This window comes from Ignatzschineria rhizosphaerae (assembly GCF_022655595.1).
Lineage (GTDB): Bacteria > Pseudomonadota > Gammaproteobacteria > Cardiobacteriales > Wohlfahrtiimonadaceae > Ignatzschineria > Ignatzschineria rhizosphaerae.
This window is the reverse complement of record NZ_CP093379.1, coordinates 2,241,248-2,264,921: the sequence shown is the minus strand read 5'-3', so window position 1 is coordinate 2,264,921 and position 23,674 is coordinate 2,241,248. Positions and strand designations below refer to the sequence as shown.

19 protein-coding genes and 2 tRNA genes are annotated in these 23,674 nt (G+C 39.3%); 17 read left to right on the top strand and 4 right to left on the bottom strand.

Going from position 1 to position 23,674, the window contains the following annotated elements:
- Positions 1 to 99: 99 nt before the first annotated feature.
- The 6 genes from odhB (at position 100) to MMG00_RS10030 (ending at position 6,350) form a co-directional block, all read left to right on the top strand.
- Entirely contained in the window at positions 100 to 1,305 is a 1,206-nt protein-coding gene (gene odhB / locus MMG00_RS10055; RefSeq protein WP_242147931.1) for a 2-oxoglutarate dehydrogenase complex dihydrolipoyllysine-residue succinyltransferase, read from the top strand.
- Positions 1,306 to 1,401: 96 nt separating this feature from the next.
- Complete coding sequence (gene lpdA, locus MMG00_RS10050) at positions 1,402 to 2,832, top strand: dihydrolipoyl dehydrogenase (RefSeq protein ID WP_242147929.1); 1,431 nt, start codon at positions 1,402 to 1,404, stop codon at positions 2,830 to 2,832.
- A 503-nt stretch (positions 2,833 to 3,335) separates the two neighbouring features.
- A tRNA-Glu gene (locus MMG00_RS10045) sits at positions 3,336 to 3,410 on the top strand.
- A 517-nt stretch (positions 3,411 to 3,927) separates the two neighbouring features.
- Positions 3,928 to 4,002, top strand: a tRNA-Glu gene (locus MMG00_RS10040).
- A 195-nt stretch (positions 4,003 to 4,197) separates the two neighbouring features.
- Positions 4,198 to 4,530: a non-heme iron oxygenase ferredoxin subunit gene (locus tag MMG00_RS10035; RefSeq protein WP_242147928.1), complete on the top strand. Its 333-nt coding sequence runs from the start codon at positions 4,198 to 4,200 to the stop codon at positions 4,528 to 4,530.
- 317 nt (positions 4,531 to 4,847) lie between these two features.
- Positions 4,848 to 6,350, top strand: a complete 1,503-nt coding sequence (locus tag MMG00_RS10030; RefSeq protein WP_242147926.1) for a carbon starvation CstA family protein — start codon at positions 4,848 to 4,850, stop codon at positions 6,348 to 6,350.
- Between the two features lie 103 nt (positions 6,351 to 6,453).
- On the opposite strand, the gene MMG00_RS10025 is transcribed toward MMG00_RS10030, so the two are convergent.
- A complete protein-coding gene (locus MMG00_RS10025; protein WP_242147924.1) occupies positions 6,454 to 7,035 on the bottom strand; it encodes a uracil-DNA glycosylase family protein in 582 nt (193 codons plus the stop codon).
- Between the two features lie 249 nt (positions 7,036 to 7,284).
- Positions 7,285 to 8,778, bottom strand: a complete 1,494-nt coding sequence (pdxR, locus tag MMG00_RS10020) for a MocR-like pyridoxine biosynthesis transcription factor PdxR (protein ID WP_242147922.1) — start codon at positions 8,776 to 8,778, stop codon at positions 7,285 to 7,287.
- A gap of 129 nt (positions 8,779 to 8,907) precedes the next feature.
- Here pdxR and MMG00_RS10015 point away from each other — a divergent pair, with 129 nt between their 5' ends.
- From MMG00_RS10015 to MMG00_RS09975, 9 genes are all read left to right on the top strand, one after another.
- Complete coding sequence (locus MMG00_RS10015; protein ID WP_242147920.1) at positions 8,908 to 9,366, top strand: GNAT family N-acetyltransferase; 459 nt, start codon at positions 8,908 to 8,910, stop codon at positions 9,364 to 9,366.
- Positions 9,367 to 9,643: 277 nt separating this feature from the next.
- Positions 9,644 to 10,621 carry a ribonucleotide-diphosphate reductase subunit beta gene (locus MMG00_RS10010; RefSeq protein WP_242147917.1) on the top strand — a complete coding sequence of 326 codons (978 nt, stop codon included), beginning with the start codon at positions 9,644 to 9,646 and terminating at the stop codon, positions 10,619 to 10,621.
- A gap of 316 nt (positions 10,622 to 10,937) precedes the next feature.
- A complete protein-coding gene (locus MMG00_RS10005) occupies positions 10,938 to 12,632 on the top strand; it encodes a ribonucleoside-diphosphate reductase subunit alpha (protein WP_242153443.1) in 1,695 nt (564 codons plus the stop codon).
- A gap of 171 nt (positions 12,633 to 12,803) precedes the next feature.
- Positions 12,804 to 13,013: a DUF1656 domain-containing protein gene (locus tag MMG00_RS10000; protein ID WP_242147914.1), complete on the top strand. Its 210-nt coding sequence runs from the start codon at positions 12,804 to 12,806 to the stop codon at positions 13,011 to 13,013.
- Positions 13,014 to 13,016: 3 nt separating this feature from the next.
- Positions 13,017 to 13,892: an efflux RND transporter periplasmic adaptor subunit gene (locus MMG00_RS09995; protein ID WP_242147911.1), complete on the top strand. Its 876-nt coding sequence runs from the start codon at positions 13,017 to 13,019 to the stop codon at positions 13,890 to 13,892.
- The gene (locus tag MMG00_RS09990; protein WP_242147909.1) at positions 13,892 to 15,874 is read left to right on the top strand and encodes an FUSC family protein; all 1,983 of its coding nucleotides are present in this window, start codon (positions 13,892 to 13,894) and stop codon (positions 15,872 to 15,874) included. The genes MMG00_RS09995 and MMG00_RS09990 overlap by 1 nt, the downstream gene beginning before the upstream one ends.
- A gap of 297 nt (positions 15,875 to 16,171) precedes the next feature.
- Positions 16,172 to 16,381 (top strand): DUF1656 domain-containing protein, encoded by a 210-nt coding sequence (locus MMG00_RS09985; protein WP_242147907.1) that lies wholly within the window; start codon positions 16,172 to 16,174, stop codon positions 16,379 to 16,381.
- Positions 16,382 to 16,383: 2 nt separating this feature from the next.
- Complete coding sequence (locus MMG00_RS09980) at positions 16,384 to 17,280, top strand: efflux RND transporter periplasmic adaptor subunit (protein ID WP_242147905.1); 897 nt, start codon at positions 16,384 to 16,386, stop codon at positions 17,278 to 17,280.
- 41 nt (positions 17,281 to 17,321) lie between these two features.
- Positions 17,322 to 19,388: an FUSC family protein gene (locus tag MMG00_RS09975; protein ID WP_242147902.1), complete on the top strand. Its 2,067-nt coding sequence runs from the start codon at positions 17,322 to 17,324 to the stop codon at positions 19,386 to 19,388.
- Between the two features lie 128 nt (positions 19,389 to 19,516).
- Here the strand turns inward: MMG00_RS09975 and MMG00_RS09970 are convergent, their stop codons facing one another.
- On the bottom strand, positions 19,517 to 20,443 hold the full coding sequence (locus MMG00_RS09970) for a glutathione S-transferase family protein (protein WP_242147900.1): 927 nt from the start codon (positions 20,441 to 20,443) through the stop codon (positions 19,517 to 19,519).
- Positions 20,444 to 20,700: 257 nt separating this feature from the next.
- On the opposite strand from MMG00_RS09970, the gene MMG00_RS09965 reads away from it, so the two are divergent.
- Both MMG00_RS09965 and MMG00_RS09960 read left to right on the top strand, forming a co-directional pair.
- The gene (locus MMG00_RS09965) at positions 20,701 to 21,777 is read left to right on the top strand and encodes a nucleoid-associated protein (protein ID WP_242147898.1); all 1,077 of its coding nucleotides are present in this window, start codon (positions 20,701 to 20,703) and stop codon (positions 21,775 to 21,777) included.
- 22 nt (positions 21,778 to 21,799) lie between these two features.
- Positions 21,800 to 22,087, top strand: coding sequence for a putative quinol monooxygenase (locus tag MMG00_RS09960; RefSeq protein ID WP_242147896.1), 288 nt, complete (start codon positions 21,800 to 21,802; stop codon positions 22,085 to 22,087).
- A gap of 212 nt (positions 22,088 to 22,299) precedes the next feature.
- On the opposite strand, the gene MMG00_RS09955 is transcribed toward MMG00_RS09960, so the two are convergent.
- Positions 22,300 to 23,601, bottom strand: a complete 1,302-nt coding sequence (locus tag MMG00_RS09955) for an acetamidase/formamidase family protein (RefSeq protein ID WP_242147894.1) — start codon at positions 23,599 to 23,601, stop codon at positions 22,300 to 22,302.
- Positions 23,602 to 23,674: the final 73 nt, after the last annotated feature.

Genomic DNA, 23,674 nt, shown 5'->3' with positions numbered 1-23,674 from the left:
CTAATTCATAAAATCGATATAAAGCTATTTAAAGTTCACAATTTAAAAAATTAAACTTATTTATTAAGCTTCAGAATTATTTTACATAGGAGAAAATCCATGAGTATTGAAATTAAAGTTCCGGTATTACCAGAGTCAGTTGCAGATGCGTTGTTATCAGCATGGCATAAACAGGTTGGCGATTTCATTGAGGAAGGTGAAAATCTTGTTGATCTTGAAACTGATAAAGTTATGCTCGAAGTTCCTGCGACAGTTAGTGGCGTGATCAAAGAGATCAAAGTTGAGGAAGGCACTGACGTTACAGAAGGTACTGTACTTGCAATTATCGAAGAAGGTGCAGCGCCAGCAGGGGATGCAGCGCCTGCTGCAGAAACAAAAGCAGAAGCAGCGCCAGCAGCGGCACAAGCAGAATCAAATGACGATGTAGGTATGTCACCGACCGTTCGCCGTTTAGTGGAAGAGAATAAATTAGATATCTCAAAAATCCCAGCAACAGGTAAAAATGGTCGTCATTTAAAAGAAGATATCGAAAACTTCATGAAAAATGGCGGTGCAAAATCAGCATCGGCAAAAGCACCATCAGTGGCAGCAGTACCAACAGGTGAGCGTGTAGAAAAACGTGTACCAATGACACGTTTACGTGCTCGTATTGCAGAGCGTCTCCTTGATGCAACGAATACAACCGCAATGCTGACAACGTTCAATGAAATTAACATGGAACCTGTCATGAGTATGCGTAAGAAGTATCAAGATCGCTTTACAAAAACACATGGTGTGAAGCTTGGCTTTATGTCATTCTTCGTAAAAGCTGCGGTTGAAGCGCTTAAAAAATACCCAGCGGTGAATGCATCGATTGATGGTAACGATATTATCTATCATGGTTATTTTGATATCGGGATTGCAGTATCATCACCACGTGGACTTGTCGTACCAATTATTCGTAATGCAGACCAATTAAGCTTAGCGGATATTGAAAAGCAAATTATCGAGTATGCAACAAAAGCAAGAGAAGGTTCATTAACACTTGAAGAGATGACCGGTGGAACATTCACGATTACCAATGGTGGTGTATTTGGTTCAATGCTTTCAACACCAATTATTAACCCACCACAAAGTGGTATTTTAGGTATGCATAATACTTATGAGCGTCCAATTGTGAAAGATGGTCAAATTATTGCAGCGCCAATGATGTATGTTGCACATTCATATGACCACAGAATTATCGATGGTGCAGAAGCGGTTGGTTTCTTAGTTTCTATTAAAGAGTCGCTTGAAGATCCTGCAAGCATGCTTTTAGAGCTGTAATTCTGACCTGATACTTCATAGAAATATTAAAATATTAAATGGATCCTTTATTATTTTAAATGATGATAAAGGATCTTTTGTAAGGAGAATATATAGATGGCAGCGAAAGAATTTGATGTAATTGTAATTGGTGGTGGTCCTGCAGGTTATGTAAATGCTATCCGCGCAGCGCAGCTAGGTCTTAAAACAGCGTGTGTTGAGAAGTGGATTGGTAAATCAGGAAAGCCCGCGTTAGGTGGAACTTGCTTAAACGTAGGTTGTATCCCTTCTAAAGCTCTCTTAGAATCATCAGCGCTCTATGTTAATGCAAAAGATGCATCAGCTGAGCATGGTATTACGGTAGGTGATATCAAGATGGATCCTAAAGGTATGATCGAGCGTAAAGATAAGATCGTTACTGAATTAACCTCTGGTATTGCAATGCTATTCCAAGCGAATAAAGTAGAGTGGTTACAAGGTGCTGGCAAACTTCTTAAAGATAATGTTGTTGAAGTTACAGATCATGAGGGGAAAGTTGCAACCTATAAAGCGAAAGATGTGGTTTTAGCAACAGGTTCGGTGCCAATGGATATTCCATCAGCAGTGGTTGATAATAAGCGTATTATCGACTCAGAAGGCGCACTTAACTTAACAGAAGTGCCAAAACGTTTAGGCGTGATTGGTGCCGGTGTTATTGGTTTAGAGATGGCGAGCGTTTGGTCGCGTTTAGGCTCTGAAGTTGTGATTTTTGAAGCGATGGATAACTTCCTTTCAGCAGCTGATCAGCAAATTGCTAAAGATGCCGCGAAACACTTTAAGAAGCAAGGCTTAGATATTCGTTTAGGCGCGAAAGTGACAGAGTCTAAAGCAAGCGCGAAAGACGTTGTTGTAAAATATGCTGATAAAGATGGTGATCATGAAGAGAAATTTGATTATCTTTTAGTAGCTGTTGGTCGTAAGGCATTTACAGATGGCATCGTGGATGAAGCTGTAGGTCTTGAGATGGATGGTCGTTTAGTTAAAGCAGACGATAACTGTAAGACTAATATTGCCAATGTTTGGGCAATCGGTGACTTAGTTCGTGGTCCGATGCTTGCGCATAAAGGATCGGCTGAAGGGATTGCTGTTGCTCAGCGTATTGCAGGGCAGTATGGCCGTGTTAATTATGATGCAGTGCCATGGGTAATCTATACGCATCCTGAAATTGCTTGGGCAGGAAAAACGCAAGAGCAATGTAAAGCAGATGGTATTGATGTTGTGACAAGTTCATTCCCATTTGCGGCATCAGGCCGAGCGAAAGCAATGGGTGCAACGGAAGGTTTAGTTAAAGTCATTGCAGATGCAAAAACGGATAAACTTCTTGGTGTTCATATTGTTGGGGCAAATGCTTCAGAGTTAATTCATGAGGCAGTGATTGTTCTTGAATTTGGCGGTACTTCTGAAGATCTCGCAAGTACAATGCATGCTCACCCAACTTTAGCAGAAAGTGTAATGGAAGCAGCACACGGCATTCATAAAAGTGCAATTCATATGATGAACCGTAAATAATCATTTAGTAAAAGATTGTTTAAAAATAAAAAGCGTTTCCTTTGGAAGCGCTTTTTTTATAGTGATATAGCCTTAAGAAAGGCTATTTTATAGTGAAATCGGTTTAAAAGTGACTGAATCAGGTTGCCGGCGCATTGGCTATGAGAAGCACAGGAATAGTTCTATCCGGCATCGTGCAAGCTTATTTGATACATAATCTGTACCCTTAATATTTTTAAAATAGTGTTTCTTAGACCGAATCAACTATATTTTATTAAGTGTCTATTTTATAGCCAAAAGATAGTAGTGGTAAGAGAAATCATTATTTCACAAATTTCTTGAGATCTACCCATTTTTTTGAAAGAAAAGACCGCAAAATGGCTTGTAACTTCTTGAAAAGATCTAATTTTTTGTGAATGAGCAATAATGCTTCAATAAAATTAGGGGATCTGTTTGACATCCCCTATGGATAATACTATTATAGCCTCCTGTTCTCGAGGACGAAGTCTAAAAGAAACAGTTTGGTCCCTATCGTCTAGCGGTTAGGACACTGCCCTTTCACGGCGGCAACCGGGGTTCGAATCCCCGTAGGGACGCCAAATTATAAGCCTACTGATTTTATCAGTAGGCTTTTTTGGTTTTAGAAGGCTGATCGTTTAGATAGTAAAATCTGGTTTGATAGTAAAATCGGTTTAAAAGTGACTGAGTTAGATTGCCGGAGTATCGGTTATGAGTAGTGTAAAAACAGTTATACTCGGCATCGTGCAAGCTGATTTGATTCCCACGTTGTCTTGTTTTTACTTTTAAGATAGTTTTTCTTGAACCGAATCGACTATAAAGTCGCTTTAACAGCACGGAGCTAGATTGCCTGCAGGTTTATGATAAGACACGTAAGAGTTGTTCTCTTGGGTATCATGCCAACAAGCTTGATTCACATACGGCTCTATTTCACTATTTAAAATGGTGATTCTTAAACCGAATCGTCTATGGAAGTTTGAAAACGGACGATTATTGATGTTGATTGAAAAATATTCATTATAAATTTTGACATTCTTCGCAATTAGTCATATTATAGTCGCCTGTTCACGAGGAATAGCTTCCAAAAGAATAGATTTAGTCCCTATCGTCTAGCGGTTAGGACACTGCCCTTTCACGGCGGCAACCGGGGTTCGAATCCCCGTAGGGACGCCAAATACAAGCCTACTGATTTTATCAGTAGGCTTTTTTGGTTCTATAGCGTATAAAATTATTGCGTTATAATAGAACCTGCGATAATAAGTAGCGCATTAATCATTATGGAGTTTTGATGTGCTGTTATAAATGATATGACAATGATATTTAATAGAGCAGTAATATCAAAATGATATTAAAGATGGGAGTGATAAGATGGCAAAAGTATTTATCTGTAAGGTTGATGATCTTGAAAAAGGCGAAATGCGCAAGTTTGAAACGGAAGTGGGGGAGCTGCTGGCATTTAATCGTAATGGTGAATATTTTGTAACAGATGATATGTGTACTCATGCTACAGCATCTCTTTCCGAAGGGGATTACTTTGATGATACGGTAAGTTGTCCGAAGCATTGGGGGGAATTTAATATCATGACAGGAGAAGCAACGGCTGCGCCTTGTAAGAAGCCTCTTCGTACCTATCGAGTGATGGTTGAAGAGAGTGATGTTTATATAGATAGCGAATTAGAAGCAGTAGATGCTATTAATTAGAAAGCAGTTATTGATGCATGCAACAGATGAAATGAGTGAAATAGGCTTATTTTAATATTGATATCGATGAGATAGTGTCGCCTATTTCATTTGCTGAAATTTAAAACCTCTATCGAAGATGATGATTTGATAGAGGTTTTTTTAAGACTTCAATATTTTTATTGATAATAGATATTTAATATTATTCGTTAAATTTTACAAAAGAGCGAATAAAGGCTATACATTAATTGACGCTTTATAAAAATAAATATTAAGGTCAAGGAATAACCAAAAAATGAGCGTCCACCTTGATCGAAGATAGAACTTAGGAGGAGAGGATGTTTACATTTATTGGGGGTATATTATTATTGATCCTTGGGTATTTTACCTATGGACGATATGTTGAGAAAGTCTTTGGAATTAAGGAGCGCCCAACACCGGCTTACACAAGTAGCGATGGGGTTGATTATGTTCCTATGAATACAGCAAAGAATTCTTTAATTCAGCTTTTAAATATTGCCGGTGTAGGTCCTATTTTTGGCCCTATTTTAGGAGCATTATATGGGCCTGTGGCCTTTTTATGGATTGTTTTTGGCTGTATCTTAGCGGGCGGAGTACATGATTATTTAACAGGAATGATCTCTATCCGTAATCGGGGCGCCCATCTACCAGAGCTTGCCGAGAAGTTTTTAGGGAAGGCGATGCGCCATATTGTAAATGCGTTTGCACTATTATTGTTAGTGCTTGTGGGAACGGTCTTTGTGTCAGCGCCAGGGCAGTTACTTTATGATCTAATGGGTGGAAAGGTTGGAATGGCGCTTATTGTCTCTGTAATCTTTATCTACTATGTATTAGCGACACTATTGCCGATTGATAAAATTATTGGCCGTTTTTATCCAATTTTTGGCATGTTATTAGTATTAAGTGCTGTGGGGATTGGTGTGGGCCTTATCGTCACAGGGGAAGCTGCAAATATTCCGGAGCTAACATTAACGAATCTCCATCCTGGTGGTTTAGCGATTTTCCCTCTTCTCTTTTTAACTATCTCGTGTGGCGCGCTATCAGGTTTTCATGCTACACAATCACCTATTATCTCTCGAACGACACAAAATGAACGTCATGGGCGTAAAATTTTCTACGGAATGATGATTGCAGAAGGGGTTATCGCGATGATTTGGGCGGCGGCTGCAATGGCGATGTTTTATGATCCTACAGCCCCATTTGGCGCTGGATTAAGTACGGTTCTTAAAGAAGGCGGACCTGCGTTAGTGGTGAGTAAAGTTGCGGTCATGATGTTAGGTGGTTTTGGCGGTACTATTGCTATTTTAGGGGTGATTATTTTACCGATTACCTCTGGAGATACAGCCTTTAGAAGCGCTAGAATGATTATTGCTGACTATCTAAAAATTGGGCAAGAGAAAATTACTCGTCGTTTATGGATTGCATTACCGATGTTTGTAATCTCGGCAATTTTATTACAACTAGATTTTAATATTCTATGGCGTTATTTCTCATGGGCGAATCAGTCAACCGCAGTGATTGCACTTTTTGTTGGGGCTATGTATCTCTATATTAGTCATAAAAATTACTGGATTTCATTATTGCCAGGAATCTTTATGTTAATGGCTACAACAACCTATATCTTAGAACAGCCTATTGGATTTGGTTTATCGACAGAGATTTCTCAAATCGGGGCGGTGATTATCTCGGTAATATTAGTTGCGCTCTTCTTTTGGCAGGCAAAGCGTCAAAGAGCATTAGATATGCCACTGGAAGAAGATTTAACAGGATGGGATGGCTCAGCGCCAGAAGGTTATGGCTTTAATTGTAAGGGACTTTAATTAAAGCTTACTTATAAAGATAGAAATGGCATAGAGAGAAAGCTTTGCTCTTTCTACTAAAAAGCTCTCGAAGTTTTCGGGAGCTTTTTTATTCTCAAAGTCATTAACGAAGAATTTTTTGCACCTGAATTTGTAATGCCGGCACTACTTCTTGCTTGAACCACGGGTTTTTCTTTTGCCAAATGCGATTGCGGGGAGATGGGTGGACTAGGGGGAAGTATTTTGGAAGGTATTGTGCGTAGTGATGGACGATGTCAGTCAATGTTTCTTTAGGAGAAGTTGCTAAGTATGCGTGATTGGCGTAGCTACCAATGATAATTGTCAGTTGGATATTTGGCATTAGTTCCAATAGCTTTGGGTGCCACTTTTCAGCAAAACCTTTACGCGGAGGAAGATCGCCAGATTGACCTTTGCCGGGGAAGTAAAAATCCATCGGTAAGATCGCAAAGAGGTCTGTATCATAAAATGTTTCCCGTGAAACTTGTAACCATTCGCGTAATTGATCACCGCTTGGATCATTCCAGTAAAGTTTAGTCTCTTCGGCAATTCTTCCTGGCGCCTGACCGATAATTAAAATCTTCGCCTTCGTGGATGCACTGTAAAGAGGGTCGATTCCTTGCTTAGTATAGACTTGATTCATCGGATCTTCTTTGATCGCTGTAAAGATCTTTTTGAGGGGCGTCATTAGGAAAACTCCTTTTATAATAAAATCAGTTTCAGAGCCTGCCTATTTGCCATCATGCAAGCTGCTTTGTTTCATAAGCGGTATTTTTTACTTTTAAAATATCGTTTCTTCATTTTAAAAGATCTATCTTGTAGCGGGAAGGAATGCGCGTATTCTTCTTACTATCTCGTGCCCGCAATTTAAGTCAAAGGCTTTTCTAGCCTTATTTCACTATAGTGCTTCTTAAATAGAATCACTTATATTCTCTTATTAATGACTCTTCTTTAAAGCATAGAATAATTTTGCAAGATTTTGAATATTATCCGTAATAATTTCTGGAGAGTGCGCCGCAAAACCAAAGAGTAGCGCTTTTTGCGATAAGGGCTTTGATCGGTGCCTATCTAAGGATTGCGGCCCAAGGTTAAGCGTTTGGCAAGCCTCCAGTAGGTAGGGAAGGTCTTCTGAGTTTTTAAGCCAAGCGACACTATGAATCCCGGAGTCTGTAGGAGGAATGATAAGATCATCTGCAAAATGTTCTTGAACGCTTGATCTTAAGGTGTTTTTTCGCTCTAAACATGCACGGCGAATTCGGCGAACATGTTTGGCATATTCCCCCTCTTTAATAAAAGCTGCTAATACTGCTTGCTCTAAAAAAGAGTTACAAGCATCTGCGTAATATTTGGCAATTTTAAAAGGTTCAATTAAAGCAGTCGGTAGTGCCAGAAATCCTAAGCGAAATCCCGGATAAAACATCTTAGAGAAGGTGCCGGAATAGATCACGCGGTTCATGTGATCTAATCCTTGCAAGGCTTGAATAGATCTTGATCGGTAGCGAAACTCCCCATTATAATCATCTTCAAATATCCAACGATTGCCGGCATTTGCCCATTCTAGTAGTTGTAAGCGCCGAGATAGGCTCATGGTTGTACCTAAGGGGAATTGATGAGATGGCGTACTGTAGATCAATTTACTCTTAGGATAATGTTTTTCGGCAAAAGGGATATCTGTTCCTTCTTCATCCCCTTTTACCCGATTAACTTTAATATGCCGGCTTAAAAAAGCGCCAAGAGCGCCATCATAGCCAGGATCATCGAGAATAACCTCATCATATGGGTTAAGAAGCACTTGAATCGCAAGATTAATGGCTTGTTGGGTGCCATTGACGATCATAATGTGATCTGCCGTAGTTTGAACGCCTCGTGTTGCCGTAAGGTAATTAGCAAGCGCTTCTCGTAACGGGAGATAACCCATCACATCGTTATAGCAAGTGATCTCTTTGTGTGAATGGCGAGAGATTCTCCCTAATAATCGGCTCCAAGTTGTTTGCGGAAAGAGATCAGTACAACCCACGCCTACCTTAAAGACCATAAAAGGTTTTTGTCTATTTTGATAACTTTTCCATCCTGATTGTAGCTGTGAGATTGCATCACTAATTTGAGGTGCTTCGACTGGCTTTGCCGATGGTGGGATATTTTGCGCGTTGGTAATGAGTTGATCAGGTAATGCTTGAATAGCATAAGGGACGACATAAGTGCCAGATCCTCTTCGAGTTTCAAGATAGCCTTCATCGATGAGCTGCTCAATCCCTTGTAAAATGGTATTGCGAGAAACATGCATCATCTCAGAAAGATGCCGGCTAGAGGGAATTTTCGTCCCAGCAGGGAGTTTGCCACTTAAGATTGCTTGATGAATCGCATGATAGACCTGCTCATTGAGCCGACCTTCTTGAAGCTGTAATTCTGGAAAAATGGCTTTTTGTCGCATATTGTCCTCTTTAAAAAGTGGATCTATCAAATATCTGAAAAGTGTCTCTTACAGGGAACCAATGATCTCATTATGATGAATATTGTCCGATTTAGGAAACTTTAAATAACAAGCGATCAGGAGTTTATAATGAGTGAGCAAAAGAACGTCGTCATTAGTTATGCAACACAAGCGGATTTTGCTGCGTGGTTGCCCCTTTGGCAAGGATATCAGGAGTTTTATGAGGTGAGCCTTTCTGAGAAGGTCACCACGACTTCTTGGAATCGTTTTTTAGATCCGCAATATGATCAGCATTGTATTGTGGCAAAAGTAGGGGATGAGATAGTGGGCTTTGCGCATTTCTTATTTCATTCATCTACTTGGGCGGTTGGGGCATATTGTTATCTTGAGGATCTTTTTGTCTCCCCCACAGTTCGTGGGCAGCAAGTGGGTAAGCAGTTAATTGAATTTTTAACAGAGGTTGCTAAATCTCGACATTGCGAAAGAGTCTATTGGCACACGCAAGAGACTAATCACCGTGCACAGCGCCTATATGATTGGATTGCTGAAAAGCCTGGGATGATCAAATATCTTATTACTTTGCCATAAGGCGCGTTATGAGTGTAAATCTTACCTGATTTTGTGTGGTGCATCTCTTGTAAGATTTTGATGATTAACGATTTCCTATCAGTTATGGTCAGTTGTGGGAGGGCTTTTGTTGAATAAACAATCGCTCTCTTTTTTGTTTTTAAGACGATATGGAGCGTTTAGTTGAGCGATCATGCCATTGTTGAGATTTGAGATCAAATAGTTTTCATTCTTATTTGCATTGAGGTATTGATAAGTTATCATGAAAGTCCTTTTCATCTGAGAGAGATTTTCAACGATGTCTATTTTTGATTCCCGCGTAAATTATAAACCTTTTGAATATCCCGGCATTTATCAGTTTACAGAAGCGATTAATAATGCATTTTGGGTGCACAGCGAAGTAGATTTCACCGCAGATACGCAAGATTTCCATTCCCATTTAAATCAAGCTGAGCAGTCAGCGATTAAAAATAGCCTACTTGCCATCGCGCAGATTGAAGTGGCGGTAAAATCTTTTTGGGGCAATCTCTATCACCATTTTCCAAAGCCAGAATTTAATGGGTTAGGGAGTACTTTTGCAGAGTGTGAATTTCGTCATTCAGAAGCCTATTCACGCCTGTTAGATGTTCTTGATTATAACGATGAGTTTGAAAAGCTCTTAGAAGTGCCGGTTATTAAGGCGCGCGTTGAGTATCTTTCAGAGGCATTACAGTTTTCTAATAACAGTGATGATCGCCAAAAGTATGTGATCTCTTTAATTTTATTTTCTCTTTTGATTGAAAATGTCTCTCTCTTTAGTCAATTTGCGATTATTTTGTCCTTTACTCGCTTTAAAGGCTGGATGAAAAATGTCAGTAATATTATTGCGTGGACTTCGATTGATGAGCAGATTCACGCAAATGCCGGCATTTATATTATTAATATTATCCGTAAAGAATTCCCCGATTTCTTTGATGCTGAAATGGTTACTCATGTTCGGGAGGTGGTGCAGCACTCTCTTAAAATTGAGGGAGAGATTCTCGATTGGATCTTCTTACAAGGAGAGATTGAGACGGTGAAAAAGCATGATCTTTTAAACTTTATGAAGTTTCGTGTTGATGAGAGTTTAGTGCAGATCGGTTTTGAAAAGATTTATCACATTAGTCATGAAGATTATCAACCGATGGCTTGGTTTGAAGAGGAAGTATTTGCTAATAGCCTAGATGATTTCTTTGCTAAGCGTCCCACAGATTATACAAAACATGATAAGAGCATCACGGCGGATGACCTCTTTTAGAGGATAAAAATTAATTTTATCCCATTTTGATAAATACCTGCATGACAAGATAAAGCCCATAAATGCCGGCAATTATTGCAAGAAAGCGTGCAGGATTTTTCGGAAATAAATCCGCTTGAAAAGAGATGAAATGTAGATGGCTTTAGTAGTAAGAAAATTTTGATGCTACAAGAGAAGAAGATTATGTAATGCCGGCAAGCAATCAAAAAAAAGTATGTAGGATTTACGTCGGCAATGAATCAGCTTTAAATGAGATAAAGCTATTAACAGCTTTAAACGAGATAAACGAATAACCTTTTTAGTGACATAACGAATGATGAAAAATTATTTATTACCTTTTGAAACCGAAGAATCCACGATTGAACATGAAAAGCTTTGGTGGCTCAACTCAGAAAGTGAACAGATCTTAAATCGCGGTTATCTCTTAAAAGGGGAAACGGTTAAAGGCGCTATTCACCGAATTACAGAAGCTGCAGCAACAAGATTAAAGCGCCCAGAACTTCAGCCTCAGTTTGAAGAGATTATAGAGCGTGGTTGGATGAGTTTAAGCTCTCCTATTTGGGCCAATATGGGAACAGAGCGAGGATTGCCGATCTCTTGTTTTAATGTCAGTTTGCCAGATCGCATTGAGGGGATTACCCACAAACTTGGGGAAGTGATTATGCAAACCAAGATTGGCGGCGGCACTTCTGGTTATTTTGGGCATCTTCGTGAGCGGGGAAGCGCGGTTACGGATAATGGTAAAAGTAGTGGCGCTGTGAGTTTTATGAAGCTCTTTGATACGGCGATGGAAACGATCTCTCAAGGCGGCGTTCGCCGTGGTGCTTTTGCCGCTTATCTTGATATTGATCACCCTGATTGTGAGGAGTTCTTACAAATTCGCAATATTGGTAATCCCATTCAAAATCTCTTTTTTGGCGTTTGTATTCCTGATTATTGGATGCAGGAGATGATTGATGGCGATCGTGAAAAACGGCACCTATGGGCGAAGGTTTTAGAGAGCCGCCAAGAGAAGGGCATGCCCTATCTCTTCTTTTCCGATAATGTGAATCGTCATAAGCCGCAAGTCTATAAAGATCATAATATGCGCATTAATGGTAGCAATCTCTGTACGGAGATTATGCTTCCTTCCAATATTGATGAGTCATTTATCTGCTGTTTATCCTCGATGAACTTAGAGCTTTATGATGAATGGAAAGATACAAAAGCGGTGCAATTAGCGATTCATTTCTTAGATGCGGTGTTGCAAGAATTCATCGATAAAACAGAAGATAATTATTATCTTGGGGCGGCAAACCGTTTTGCTAAACGCCATCGTGCCATCGGACTTGGGGTTTTAGGCTGGCACTCTTATTTGCAACGTAACCGAATTCCTTTTGAGAGCATGCAAGCAAAGATGCTAACGGGGGAGATTTTTAAAAAGATGCAAACGCAAGCAGATGAAGCGACGAAGGAACTTGCCTTAATGTATGGTGAGCCAGAGCTCTTAAAAGGTTATGGTCGCCGCAATACAACCACAATGGCGATTGCACCAACAACCTCTTCTTCTGCCATTTTAGGGCAGAGTTCACCAGGAATTGAGCCATTTAGTAGTAATTACTATAAGGCAGGATTATCAAAGGGGAACTTTATGCGTAAGAATCGCTATCTTAAAGTTTTACTAGAAGAGAAAGGACTCGATAATGAAGAGACATGGCGCACCATTATGCTCGCTGGCGGCTCTGTTCAGCATTTAACGGCACTTACTGAAGAAGAGCGCGCGGTCTTTAAAACCTTTAAAGAGATTAGTCAGCTAGAGATCATTCAGCAAGCGAGTATTCGCCAGAAATATATTGATCAAGGGCAGAGTATGAATATTAATATTCCGGCAGCGCTTCCGATTAAAGAGGTGAATCAGCTGTTGATTGAAGCTTGGCGATTAGGGATTAAATCAGTCTACTATCAGCGTAGCCAAAGCGTCGCAAAAGAGATGGTGGCAAGTTTAGTTGCTTGCTCGAGCTGCGAAGCATAAGTTTTAATTTATCTAAGAGAAGGCAAACCCACTTTAATCGTGGGTTTTTTATTGATCTTTATATATTACTAATAATTTAGAGATTGTTTGTTAATATGTGACTAATGTCACTCTTTTAGTTTAGAATAGAGAGTCTATATTTTATTTGAAGATTAAATCGTGGGAGAAGCGATGACAGAACTTGTTTTTGGTTCGCTAGTGTTTTTGCCAGGGATATTGAAAGTATTAATTTTAGGCTTTTTTATCTGGTTGTTTATCCGAGGGTTTTATCGTAAGAAACTCTATTCTGGGGGAATTTGGCATCCTAATTTAGTAGATATTAGTGTCTATTTTGTTTCACTTTATGTGAGTCACCTAATCTTTCTATTTTTACAAGGTTAATCGATGAAAGCAGCTTTAAAAAAATATTTAATGACGGTTATTGCCGCATTTGTATTGATTGTAACAGCTTACCAATTATGGAATTTTTATGTATTAGGCGGCTGGACGCGTGATGGTAAGATCCGCGCTGATGTGATTCAAGTCTCTTCTCAAGTTTCGGGAAGATTAGTTAATTTGCCGATTGTTGATAATCAGTTAGTGGAGAAGGGAGATCTTCTATTTGAGATTGAGGCCATTGATTACGAGATCAATTTACGTAACGCACAAGCGCAGTTAGAGCAGCTCCGTATTCGTCAAGAGCAAGCAGAATTACAATATAATCGCCGAACAGAGTTAGGGAATGTGGCGGCAATCTCTAAAGAGCATTTAGAAGAGGTGAAGTATAATTTAGACCTGTTAAATGATCAGGTGCAACAAGCAGAGATTGCGGTTGAAAAAGCGACATTAGATTTAAGCCGCACAAAAATCTATGCCGAAGTCAGTGGCTATGTCACCAATTTAAATATTCGTGTGGGGAATTTTATTCCAGCAGGGCAACCTTTATTTGCTCTTGTCGATAAGCATAGCTTTCATGTTGTGGGGTATTTTGAAGAGACTAAACTTCCCTATATTGAGGTCGGGCGTAGAGTCGAAATCATCCCTTATAACGGTGGGGAGAAGATGTATGGGCATATTACAGGTTATGGCCGAGCGATCTTCGATCAAAGCGCGCAAACAGGTGAGCAGTTGTTGCAAGCTGTTAAACCCAATTATCCTTGGGTCACCTTAGCGCAGAGAATCCCTGTTAAAATTGTGTTAGATCTAGATGAAGCGGCACTAGATGCGCATAAATTGATTGCAGGGACAACGGTTACGGTGATTGTTTTGGATGAAGATTAATGAAACAAGCTAAAGTAAAAGCGCCGTCTATCAATAGCGTTGATCAGATTGAAATAAAGTCACCAAGCTTTTTAGCAAAGCTTGGAGCATATTTTGCCGGGCTCAATTACTCTTATGGACTGCGCGTTGTTATTGGCGTTGCGATCGCATGGTTTATTGCCTTTAGGTTGCAAACAGATAAGCCTTATTGGTCTATCATGACGGTTGTGATCGTTACTTTGCCTCTTCAAAGTATGCTAGTGGAGCGCTTTATTGCCCGTTTAATCGGGACTTTAGTCGGGGCAATTATGGTCAATGTGATTGCCATGTTTGCGCTAAATGATCAGTGGTTATTTACGATCTATATGGGATTATGGCTCTCTCTTTGCGCCTATCTTGCAACGGCTAAAAGCCCTATGACGACCTATTGCTTTGCGCTTTGTGGTTATACCTCGGCAATTTTAGGATTTGCGCTCTCTATTTCACCATCGGGCTATATGGTATTTCAGATCTCCCAAGCACGAATTTTAGAGATTTTAATCGGATTAGTCGTTGCCTTTTTTGTCTCGATGTTATGGCCGGCATATCTTGAGCGAATTGCTATTAAACAAAAGCTAAGATTACAGCGTGCTGCTGTGCGTAGGCTATATCAAGCGCTATTAACGCCGGATTATCCTCAAGAAGAATTTAATAAGCAGTATGAAAAAATTCTATTAGGTTTAATGGATTTTAGAGATCTTATCTTTCAAGAGTTTTTATCAGTCTCAACATTAAGAGAGGATAACCAAGCAGTTTATCGTTACACCTATCGTTTAATAAGAGCTGTTTCAGGCATATTGGCGTTACATTTTATTAAGAAGGATTTATTAAAAAAAGCAGCGCTTAAAGCGCCATTAGAATCTTATTTGCATGCTTTAAATAGTTGGTTTTCATCTCCGAGTACAACTTTAAGAAAGCTCGATAGCCAGCCAAAAGCCCCCAAAGTTTTATTAGATCATCCTAAGGGGCGTATTTTTGTTGAAAAACTGAGTGAAAAATTTCAGGATCTCTATAGTACAAAACTTGAGAAATCTTTAGATGAGTCGCTCTATATTCCGAGTCGGAAAATCTATTATAGTGATAAAAAAGAGGCGATTATTAATGCTGTGAGAACCTTTGCCAGTATTATGCTAGGAATGTTTATCTGGATGGAAACGCAGTGGGATGTTGGATATATCTTACTGATACTGATTGGTATTCTTTGTACATTAGGCGCAACCTTTCCGATGGCGACAAAACTCTTAACGATCACCTTTATTGTCTCTATCTTTGTCACAGTTCCCCTCTCTTTTGTCTTAAAGTTTGGGATATTAATCAATGTCAATCACATCATTCCGGCAATGATGGTGGTTTTACCGTTATACCTATTTGCGGCAATGTTACAGGTAAAGTCGATGTTAGGATACCTGATTGGTTACAGCTTTTTGATGGGCTCGGCATTTTTAATTGGTTTTTCAAACCCTATGACTTATAACTTTGAGGCTTTTGCTAATCAGGTTTATGCATTATTAGCCTCTTTAGCCATTATCTTAGTGATCTTTCATCTTATTCGCCCAAGTAGTGATACTGTGAAGATGCAGCGAATGAAGCGAGAGATTGCCATAAGATTTTCTGAGCAAGTCAATCAAACGACTGATCGTTCTATTAAAGATTTTGGCGCTTATTTAAGTAGTGCCGTGCAGCGGATTAAAACGGTGCCAGCGATGCCTGCAAAAACAGAGTTTTTAGCTTATGGCTTTTTGGCAAGCGTTATTTTAAAAGAGCAACGCAGGATGGAGATGCAGGGTATTGCTTGGGATCTGCCACTCTCTTTGCAGCAATCGATTGAAGATGAACGCATTAAAGATGCGCTAGAAGAGACTATTCAATTAGAAGCAAATGCACAAGGAATTCCTAAAAGTGCTTACTGGATTTTGCGCTGCGCACTGACCTCTTTTAATGATTTCTTAGAGGCGCAAAAATAATCTTAAAAGCTCATTTATCACTGTCAACTGCTTATTAAAAACCTCGTAGATTTAAAATCTGTGAGGTTTTTTTTGTGGGCCTATTGTTGGTAGAAAATTGAAGATTTAAAGTTTAAATGATGAATTAACCTTCTAATAGTAGAGTTAATTTTCTTTTGTTTGAATGTTTTGTAAATAAACATTTTTATAGGTTTACATAAAGTATTTTATAGTGTTGATAACGCTAGTTAAAAGGGGGCTTTGAGGAAGAGCTGCCTATTTCCCCTAGTTAATAATAAATCGTTGAGGGAATATTTTATGAAAGATCTTGTTTTTGGATCACTCATTTTTTTACCCGGAGCATTTAAAGTCTTTGTTGTCGGTTTTTTTATTTGGCTAATTGTTCGGGGTTTTTATAAAGATCAATTATATGCCGGGGATGTTTGGCATCCAAATCTAGTAGACATCAGTATCTACTTCGTTTCGCTTTATGTTAGTCATCTGATCTTTCTATTGTTACAAGGTTAAGTATGAATGCATCTTTAAAACGTTATTTAATAACAGTGATTGCGCTTTTTGCGTTAATTCTTACCGCTTATCAACTCTGGAATTTTTATGTTCTTGGGGGTTGGACGCGAGATGGCAGAATTCGAGCAGATGTTATAGAAGTATCCGCGCAAGTTGCAGGAAAGCTCATAGATCTACCGATTAGTGATAATCAATTAGTGCAAAAAGGGGATCTATTATTTCGGATTGATCCTATTGATTATGAGATTAATCTCAAAAATGCAAAAGCTCAATTAGCGCAGCTTAAAATTCGCCAAGAGCAAGCATTACATCAATATCATCGCCGGACAGAGTTAGGCAGTGCGGCTGCGATCTCTTTAGAGCATTTGGAAGAAGCAAAATATAGTTTAGATCTCTTAAATGATCAGGTAGAGCAAGCGGAGATTCAAGTTGAAAAAGCTGAGCTTGATTTTAGCAGAACAAATATCTACGCCGCAGAGAGCGGTTATATTACGAATATGCAATTAAGAGAAGGGGATTATATCCCTGCTGGAACGCCTTTATTTGCGCTTGTTGATAGTAATAGTTTTCATGTGGTGGGATATTTTGAAGAGACAAAACTCTCTTATATTGATGTGGGGCGCCGGGTGGAACTTCTTCCTTATAATGGGAACCCCAAAATGTATGGTTGTATTACCGGCTTTGGGCGCGCGATTTTTGATCAAAGTGCACAAACAGGAGAGATGTTACTGCAATCGGTGAAGCCTAATTATCCATGGGTCACATTAGCACAGAGGGTTCCGGTCACGATCGCCTTTGATCATTCTTTAAAGGAGATTGATACTCAAAACCTGATTGCCGGAACAACCGTAACGGTTGTGGTATTAGATCAATGGTGCGAAGACTTAGAGCCTCAATAATATTTGGATTAATGACCATATAAAAGGATATAGCATTAATAATGAAAGGCGCTTTTAGAAAAATCAGTTGGCAATCTATGTTGCAATATCTGGCGGGATTGAACTATTCGCATGCTTGCCGGATGGTGCTAGGGATGGGATTGGCCTGGTTTATTGCTTTTCGCTTACAGACTGATAAACCTTATTGGGCAATGATGACAGTTGCAATAGTCACGCTACCGATGCAAAGGATGTTAGTAGAGAATTTTTTAGCAAGATTTATAGGCACAGTTTTGGGGGTAATCTCTGTTAATATTATTGCGGCATTAGCCTTAAATGATCAATGGCTCTTTGTGATCTATATGGCGATTTGGCTTGCGATCTGCTCCTATCTTGCAAGCTCTTTAAGCCGGCTTTTTACCTATGGTTTTGCATTGTGTGGTTATACAGCTGCGCTAATTGGATTTACCCTTTCCGTAGCACCTTCTTCTTACGCGCTTTTTCAAATCTCTCAGGCAAGAATTTTGGAGATCTATATTGGATTAGCGACCGCTTTTTTTATTTCGATGTTGTGGCCAGCTTTTTCAGAGAGAATCGAGATTAAGCGTAAACTTCGTGAAAAGCGAACTCAAGCTCGTAGGCTTTATCAATCTTTATTAACGGTTGATAATGATCATCACTTTTTTTATAAAGAGTATCGAGCGGCGTTATTGGGATTGATGGATTTTCGAGATCTAATATTTTATGAGTTTTTATCAGCTTCCAGTAATTCGGCAGAAAATACTCGGCTATATCGTTATGGACATCGATTATTACACGCTATCTCCGGCATTTTACTGTTAGATATGTTAAAGCGAGAGTTGCTGAAAGATGTTCCAGAAGTAATGACGCAATATCTCTCTGATTTAAAACGCTGGTTTTCCTCAGCAAGTTTATCGCAAGGGAAATTAGCCCATAAGCCAAAAGCGCCTAGTCAATTACTCCAAAACGATAAGGGGCGACATTTTGTAGCACTTTTAGATGAAAAGTTAGATGAGATATTAAGTGCCCAATATCGTTATGAGCATGGGGAGACTTCATCTAAAGCGGTGATGGGTGGCACGGAAGATGTGGCAGACTTTCCTAACTTAAAGAGAAGGACATTCTATATTCCAGGATTTAAGGTCTATTATAGTGATAAAAAAGAAGCGCTATTAAATGCGGTGAGGACTTTTCTCTGTATTATGACAGGGATGTTTTTTTGGATGGAAACACAGTGGGATTTTGGTTTTGTTCTACTGATTTTAATCGGTATTATCTGCACAATTGGTGCTACTTTATCGATGGTGACTAAAGCAATCACTATGATGCTAAGCGCGATGATGTTAGTCGCTATTCCGATAAGCTTCATTTTAAAATTTGGAATTTTAATTCAAGTATCCACTATGGAAGTGGCGATGCTGATTGTGTTGCCGATCTATTTTATCGCGGCCTTATTGCAAGGGAGATCGGTGAAGGGGATATTAATAGGTCTTGGTGTGTTAATCTTTTCTCCGATGTTAGTCTCTTTTTCAAATCCTATGGAATTTGATATTAGTACTTTTGCCAATACCTCCTTGACGATGGTGGTTGCCTTTGTCATTTTATTATTAATGTTTAATATCATTCGCCCAAGCTCGAGTGAGGCGAAATTAGCGCGAGTACGATTGAGTATTTTTAAGCAATTTAAGCGGTTAATGCAGCCAGAAGGAGCTTCTCAATTCACATTAAAAAGACCTCAAAAAATCCATCAGCATTTAGCGGCTAATATTTCTGAAAAATCTCTAAGAGATTATGAGGCTTATGTTTATAGTGCGATCCATCAAGTACGATTATTGCCCGATAATACAGAGAGATCTCTCTTTGTGATTTATGCTTATCTAACATTAGCGATTTTAAGAGGGCAGTTAAGATTTAAGCATCGTGGCGAGCTGTGGTATTTGCCAGCAGAATTATTGGCAGCATTAGAAGCTGAAGATCTAGAGGCCGCCTTAGTGATTGTGATGGTGCAAAAAGAGAAAGGTAATGAACATGAAAAGCTTGCTTATTGGGAATTACAATGTGCGTTAATGGCGTTACAAGAGTTTTTAGGAACGAGCGCTGAAAAGTAAGCTTATCTAATCATAGGGGGCGCCTAATAAGATTACCGATATTGGTCGGTAGGCAAAATATTGGCAGATAAAAAACCCACTTTAAGTGGGTTTTTAGTATATTCATCATTCTTAATAAGAGATCTGCTTTATAGCGAAAAATCAATGATAGGACCATTAGGCACAATACCTGATGGATTAAGTGATGGATGGCTCTCATAGTAGTGATGTTTAATGTGAAACATATTCACTGTCTCTTTAAACTCGTCTCTAGCATAGAGCTCACGAAGGTAACGCCAAATTTCTGGGAAATCTCTTAATTGCTGACGGTTACATTTAAAGTGGCTGTAGTAGACTGCATCAAAGCGAATGAGCGTTACAAAGAGGCGAATATCTGCTTCAGTGAGTTGATTACCGACTAAAAAATGCTTCCCTTTAAGATGATTCTCAAGGTAATCAAGCGCTGAGAAGAGCTCTTGATAAGCAATATTATAAGCCTCTTGTGTTGTCGCAAAGCCGCAGCGATAAACGCCATTATTAATAGAGTTATAAAAGCGATCATTCATGGCATCAATTTCGCTACGAAGGTGCTCCGGATAATAATCGCCGGCAATAGCGCCAACATCATCAAAAGCATTATTAAACATGCGGATAATTTCTGCAGATTCATTGCTAACGACAGTATTATTCTTCTTATCCCAAAGAAGGGGAACGGTTACTACGCCGCCATTTTCTTCATAATTTGGATCGACTTTATGATAGAGCTCATATAGGAATTTTGCATGATAGAGTGGATCTTCTTCAGCTCCATTTTCAGCTTCAAAGTGCCAACTCTCTTTTCCCATGCGCCAATGGACAACGGTGATTGGAATAAATTCTTGTAACCCCTTTAAGTTACGCATAATAAGCGTGCGATTCGCCCAAGGGCAAGCAAGGCTCACATAGAGATGGTAACGATCTTTTTCTGGGGTAAAACCGCCTGAACCAGAAATGCCGGCACTACCATCTTTAGTAATCCAGTTCCGAAACAGACTCTCTTTGCGCTTAAAGCTTCCTTTTTCGACACTATTCATCATGTGTAACTCCTCGATTATTGTGATTAATATTGAATTAAAATCATTGTAGCATTGCTAATAGGTGCTTGAGATAGGAGAAGATCATTTCTCTCATGCCTACGATTCATCAATCATAGGCATGGATATTTCTGCGTGTTTGGAGATTAATCATGATATTCCCTGTCTTTTTTGTAGCGATACGTTATATTTAATAGCTTCATTTCACAGGTTTAGTTGAGGTAAAAGTGTTAAATATTAGTTCTGCAAAAATAGAGAAGATGATTATTCATCAGGTTGGTAATAAAGGGCGTGAAGAGGGTTGCCTCTTTTCTGAAACGAGTATTTTGCCAAGTGAAACTATTGAATCTTTATTGTTAGAACATTACCTATTGCCTCTTAGTGAGCTTGATGAAGTGTATGAGTTTAATCATGATCCTCGTAGCGATGGAGATAGTGATGCAGATAGTGATTTAGATGAGAGTGAGAGCCCTATAGATTCCATCCCAGAGATCAATGAGCAAATGCCGGCAAATATCATTGCCGAGCTTTCATCGAAGGTTTTTGAGCTTGAGGATTTTACACAAGAGATCTCCGTTAAAATTGCCGAGCATCTTTATAGTGTCACAAGTCACCCGAATATCTCTGGGGGGGATTTTATTATTATTCTCTTTTCCAATATCTTTGTGAATGCAGATGTGATCTCAGCGCTTGGGATTTTTAAAGTAGAATCTAAAGATGATTATCTTGATATCTTTGACAATAATGGCACATTAGAATTTATTGAGAAAGAAGGGATTTCGCTGAAAGATATTCAAAAAGGCGCGTTGATTTTATCCCATGATGCTTCTGTTTTAGCCATTGATAGCAATAAAAAGCGCACGAAATATTGGCACGAAGATTTCCTTAATCTTCAGCCAAAACAGACAGAGCTAGCAGAGTTAAGAGCAAGTAATGCGCTCCTTCGGGGCTTAAGTAAGCGTATCGAAGCGCCAGATCAGCGTTTAGAGTTTAATCGTCATTTAGAAGCGCACTTAAATGAGCATGATGAGATTCGTTTTAGGGATCTTGAAAATTTCTCCCGCAATTATGTCGAAGAGCAAGATATTAATCGGGTTTTTAAATCGGTGCAGAATAAGTCAGGCTTTGAGATTGATAAAAACAGAGCAGTGCCGAGTGATCAATTTCGTGAAGAGTCCCAAAATTACATGAAGAAGATGCGAATTTCTAATGGCATTGATTTAGTGATTAGTAATCAAGATGCCTACCTTAATGGGATTACCATCGAAGAGACAGAGAAAGGTTTCCGGGCGGTGATTGATTTTGATATTTATGAATCCGTGGAAGAAGAGCAATAATTTATTATTAAAGGAACATTTTATGCTAAAACTCATCGCCGAAGATTATATCGATCCAGCAAAGATCGAATTTGTATTACCGTTATATGAAGAGCTTGTAGAGAAAACAAGACAAGAGCCTGGTTGCATCAGTTACGAGCTTTGCCAAGACCTTAAAAATCCTGGGCACTTTGTCTTTATTGAAGCTTGGAAGGATTATGATGCATTAGATGCACATGTCGCTTCTGAGCACTTTCAGCGCTTAGTGCCACAAATTGATGCTTATACCGTTGGAGAAGCGAGATTCACGCATTTAGAAAAAAGATTCTAAAAGATTTCTTTGAGTGAAGCTCCCACGAGAGTTTACTTTAAAGTGATTGAGCTATCAGAAGAAAAAGCCGTGACATGATCTAACAAAATGATGAAGTGGCGATATAAAGCTACTCAATAAAGGCTTTGAGAGCTTCATAGTAGCTTTGCTAAATCCCCCAATATTTTGATTTTAATTGGGGGGAATTGGCAAATACTATTTAGTATATGTATCTATGCGAGATATTGATCCTTAATTATTTTAAGAAGTTTGCTCTTTTCTAAATAGGACTGAGGCACTTGCAAAGTAACTGTTATAACGCCGGGATGTCTTCCTATTTCAATGGAGCCCGTAACAGTTGCGCGGTTCATCACCTCTTCGACAGGAACATTAAATAATTTTCCGGCACGCTCTAGTCCATTAGTCGTTGCTTCATTAAGCGTCGCTCCTGTGCCAATAACTGAGAGAGGTAATGATTCTTCTAGTTCATTAAATCCCAGCTCCTCTGCCAGTTTTTTAGCGACTTGTCGCTCTTTGTCTGTTAATGGTTTTGCGGTGTAAGGTAAATCTTCTATATTCGGGAGAAGAATTGGGCCTTCAAGGTTAAGGTTTTTTAAAACATGTACTTGTAAATGAGCCGTTCCAGCAACATCGGCAGTATGTCCTGAAATCTCACCATCGCCTTGCATTGCATGCATATCTCCTAGATAGATACCTCCACCTTCAACCTTCACTGGGCAGATCAGAGTTGCGCCTGCTCGTACTCGGCTAATATCCATATGTCCATCTGTGCGATGTTGATCTAATTCTTCCTGTGTTACAGCGTATTCATGACTAGCGCCAACTAGAAAAGAACCAAAATCTCCAGCATTATGGGAGTCGGGAAGTGCTTTCGATGGAGTTGTGCCGAGTTGTCCTAAAAATGGTCTCATACGGGCAATTGTCCCGACAAGATCCGAAGGAGCTAGGCTTACTACGGGGTTTTGGATTGAGTTTTCAGGAGTTCGCATATAATGCTTTCCATCTTTAGCGATGGATTCCGCAACTGATTTAGGTACCGTAACACCGATGTCATTAATGGCATCAAAGACCATGGTATAACCATTTGTTAATTTAAATGGTGCAGCTTCTTTACCACAATTTTGGCAGATAATTGCCTCTTTACCAATTCCTTTTACCGTTGTTTTAGGCCTTAAGGTTCCACAGGAGTCGCATTTTGCTGCAACAAAAGGATCATCATTAAAGCGCCCATTAACAGGTTGATCGCTACCAGATGCAGTTGCAATTGATGTGACATCAATAGAAATAATTTTAATAGCAATAGCATCTCCAATTTCAGCACCTTCTACGAATACTGGCTGAGTGACTTCATGCCCACCTTTGAGTTCTGGCGTTAACATAGGACCCCAGCATCCGGGAGCGGTATGTGCGATGATATGCCCACCATCTTTAACAGGGCCGAGCATCTCTTTCTCGGGATCTAAGATGCCATCCACAAAAGTATCTACTAATATTGTATCTACAGCTTTCTTCATATTAAATCCTCCGATTAACAATTTTAAATCTTGTGTCTATATTCAACATAGCACTTTTAAATTTATTTCTCTT